This window comes from Streptomyces sp. NPDC059567 (assembly GCF_042735655.1).
Lineage (GTDB): Bacteria > Actinomycetota > Actinomycetes > Streptomycetales > Streptomycetaceae > Streptomyces.
In genome coordinates this window covers 6,962-11,049 of sequence record NZ_JBHWBS010000149.1, presented here as the reverse complement: position 1 = coordinate 11,049, position 4,088 = coordinate 6,962, and the positions used below count along the sequence as shown (strand labels likewise).

Here is a 4,088-nt window from a genome sequence, read left to right as displayed (position 1 = left end):
CACCGAGAAGGCGCAGTCCGGGCCGCCGCGCCGTGCCGCCCTGGCCCGGCTCACCGACGACTGGCTGACCGGACTGTTCACCGCCGCCCAGCCGCCACGAGGGGTGGCGCTCGTCGCCGTCGGCGGCTACGGGCGCGGTGAACTCTCCCCACGCAGCGACCTCGACCTGCTGCTCCTGCACGACGGAACCGCCGACGCGGGCACCGTCGCCACCCTCGCCGACCGGATCTGGTATCCCGTCTGGGACCTGGGCCTCGCCCTGGACCACTCCGTACGCACCCCCGCCGAGGCGCGCAAGACCGCCGGGGACGACCTCAAGGTCCAGCTCGGCCTCCTCGACGCCCGGGCCGTCGCCGGCGACCACGGACTCGTCGCCGGACTGCGGACCGCCATCCTCGCCGACTGGCGCAACCAGGCACCCAAGCGGCTCCCCGAACTCGACGCGCTGTGCCGCGAGCGGGCCGAGCGCATGGGGGAGCTGCAGTTCCTCCTCGAACCCGACCTGAAAGAGGCCAGGGGAGGGCTCCGCGACGCCCAGGTCCTGCGCGCCGTCGCCGCCTCCTGGCTCGCCGACGCCCCGCGCGAGGGCCTCGACGGCGCCCGCCGCCGCCTCCTCGACGCCCGCGACGCCCTGCACCTGGCCACCGGCCGGGCCACCGACCGGCTCGCCCTCCAGGAACAGGACGCCGTCGCCGAAGAGCTGGGCCTCCTCGACGCCGACACCCTGCTGCGCGAGGTGTACGAGTCCGCGCGGATCATCTCGTACGCCACCGACGTCACCTGGCGCGAGGTCAACCGCGTCCTCAAGGCCCGCTCCGCCCGACCCCGGCTGCGCACCATCCTGGGCGGCCGGACCGGCGCGAAGCCGCCCGTCGAACGCACCCCCCTCGCCGAAGGCGTGGTGGAGATGGACGGCGAGGTCGTCCTCGCCCTCAGCGCCAAACCCGAACGGGACTCCGTACTGCCCCTGCGCGCCGCCGCCGCGGCCGCCCAGTCCGGACTGCCCCTCTCCCTGCACGCCGTACGCAGGCTCGCGGCCACCGCCAAACCGCTGCCGGTGCCCTGGCCCGCCGAGGCACGCGAGGAACTGGTCACCCTGCTCGGCGCCGGGGAACCGACCGTGCCCGTCTGGGAGGCACTGGAAGCCGAAGGGCTGATCACCCGGCTCCTGCCGGACTGGGAACGCGTCCGCTGCCGCCCGCAGCGCAACCCCGTCCACACCTGGACCGTCGACCGGCACCTCGTCGAGACCGCCGTCCGCGCGTCCTCGCTCACCCGCCGCGTCGGCCGGCCCGACCTGCTGCTGGTCGCCGCGCTCCTGCACGACATCGGCAAGGGCTGGCCCGGCGACCACTCCGTGGCGGGCGAGACCATCGCCCGGGACGTCGCCACCCGCATCGGGTTCGACCGCGCCGACGTCGCCGTCATCGCCACCGTCGTACGCCACCATCTCCTGCTCGTCGAGACCGCCACCCGGCGCGACCTCGACGACCCCGCCACCGTCCGGTCCGTCGCCACCGCCGTCGGCACACAGGGCGCCCTGGAACTGCTGCACGCCCTCACCGAGGCCGACGCGCTCGCCACCGGACCGGCAGCCTGGTCCTCCTGGCGCGCCTCGCTCGTCGCCGACCTCGTCAAACGCGTCGGCGCCGTCCTCGCCGGAGAGCCCGAACCGGAACCGGAGCCCGCAGCTCCGAGCGCGGAGCAGGAACGCCTCGCGATCGAGGCACTGCGCACCGGTGAGCCCGTCCTCGCCCTCCACGCCCAGCCGGAGACCGCGCCCCAGGACGGCGAACCGGAACCCGTCGGCGTCGAACTCCTCATCGCCCTGCCCGACCAGCCGGGCGTCCTGCCCGCCGTCGCCGGCGTCCTCGCCCTGCACCGGCTGACCGTCCGCGCAGCCGACCTGCGCGCCATCGAGCTCCCCACCGAGCTCGGCCCCGGCGCCGTCCTCGTACTGAACTGGCGCGTCGCCGCCGAGTACGGATCCCTGCCCCAGGCCGCCCGGCTCCGCGCCGACCTCGTACGCACCCTCGACGGCAGCCTGGACATCCGCGCACGGCTGGCCGAACGCGAGGCCGCCTACCCGCGGCGACGCGGAGTCACCGCCCCACCGCCCCGCGTCACCGTCGCCGCCGCCGGCTCCCGGCTCGCCACCGTCATCGAGGTCCGCGCCCAGGACGCCCCCGGCCTGCTGCACCGCATCGGCCGGGCCCTGGAGGGCGCCGACGTCCGGGTCAGGAGCGCCCACGTCTCCACCCTGGGCGCCAACGCCGTGGACACCCTCTACGTGACCCGCCCCGACGGCTCGCTCCTGCCCGACGAGGAGGCCTCCGACCTGGCCCGGGCCCTGGAGGGCGCACTGCGGTGAGAGCGTCCCGCCCCCGTCCGTTTCGACGGGCGGGGGCACGCACTTCGACCGGGCAGATACCCTGGAGGGCAATCCGTCCGCCCGCCCCCGACACCGAGGATCCGCGACCGCCGTGTTCGATACCCTCTCCGACCGCCTTGCAGCGACATTCAAGAATCTCCGGGGCAAGGGGCGCCTGTCCGAGGCGGACATCGACGCCACCGCGCGCGAGATCCGTATCGCCCTCCTCGAGGCGGACGTCGCCCTGCCCGTCGTCCGGGCGTTCATCAAGCAGGTCAAGGAGCGGGCCACCGGCGCCGAGGTCTCCCAGGCGCTGAACCCCGCCCAGCAGGTCATCAAGATCGTCAACGAGGAGCTCATCGGCATCCTCGGCGGCGAGACCCGCCGCCTGCGGTTCGCCAAGACCGCGCCGACCGTGATCATGCTCGCCGGTCTCCAGGGTGCCGGTAAGACCACCCTCGCCGGAAAGCTCGGCCTCTGGCTCAAGGCCCAGGGCCACTCCCCGCTGCTCGTCGCCTGTGACCTCCAGCGCCCCAACGCCGTCACCCAGCTCGGTGTCGTCGCCGAGCGCGCGGGCGTGGCGTTCTACGGCCCGCAGCCGGGCAACGGCGTCGGTGACCCGGTCCAGGTCGCGAAGGACTCGATCGAGTACGCGCGGACCAAGATGTACGACGTCGTCATCGTCGACACCGCCGGCCGCCTCGGCATCGACCAGGAGCTGATGCAGCAGGCCGCGGACATCCGCGACGCCGTCAGCCCCGACGAGGTCCTCTTCGTCGTCGACGCCATGATCGGTCAGGACGCGGTCAACACCGCCGAGGCCTTCCGCGACGGCGTCGGCTTCGACGGTGTCGTGCTCTCCAAGCTCGACGGCGACGCCCGAGGCGGTGCCGCGCTCTCCATCGCGCACGTCACCGGCCGCCAGATCATGTTCGCCTCCAACGGCGAGAAGCTGGACGAGTTCGACGCGTTCCACCCGGACCGCATGGCGTCCCGCATCCTCGGCATGGGCGACATGCTCTCCCTGATCGAGAAGGCCGAGCAGACCTTCAGCCAGGAAGAGGCCGCCAAGATGGCCTCCAAGCTGGCGTCCAAGAAGGGGCAGGAGTTCACGCTCGACGACTTCCTGGCCCAGATGGAGCAGGTCCGCAAGATGGGCTCCATCAGCAAGCTCCTCGGAATGCTGCCCGGCATGGCGCAGATGAAGGAGCAGATCAACAACATCGACGAGCGGGACGTCGACCGCACGGCCGCGATCATCAAGTCGATGACCCCGGGCGAGCGCCATGACCCGACCATCATCAACGGCTCGCGCCGCGCCCGTATCGCCAAGGGTTCCGGCGTCGAGGTCAGCGCGGTCAAGGGCCTGGTCGAGCGGTTCTTCGAGGCCCGCAAGATGATGTCCCGCATGGCCCAGGGCGGCGGGATGCCGGGTATGCCCGGGATGCCCGGCATGGGTGGCGGCCCCGGCCGGCAGAAGAAGCAGATCAAGCAGGCCAAGGGCAAGCGCAAGAGCGGCAACCCGATGAAGCGCAAGGCCGAGGAGGAGGCCGCCGCGGCCCGCCGCGAGCAGGCCCAGCAGGGCGGCGCCTTCGGGCTCCCGTCGGCCGGGCAGGGCCCGCAGGACTTCGAGCTCCCGGACGAGTTCAAGAAGTTCATGGGCTGACAGCCGTACCGCCGCAACGGCGTCGACTGACGCACGCTCACGGGGCCGGGC

General features: G+C 73.1%; 2 protein-coding genes. Both read left to right on the top strand.

Features of this window, described 5'->3' with window-relative positions; translation table 11 throughout:
- A partial coding sequence (locus ACFVZW_RS35355) for a [protein-PII] uridylyltransferase (protein ID WP_384530426.1) occupies positions 1–2,371 on the top strand: 2,371 nt, incomplete at its 5' end.
- A 112-nt stretch (positions 2,372–2,483) separates the two neighbouring features.
- A complete protein-coding gene (gene ffh, locus ACFVZW_RS35350) occupies positions 2,484–4,037 on the top strand; it encodes a signal recognition particle protein (protein ID WP_384530423.1) in 1,554 nt (517 codons plus the stop codon).
- The last annotated feature ends 51 nt before the right edge of the window (positions 4,038–4,088 follow it).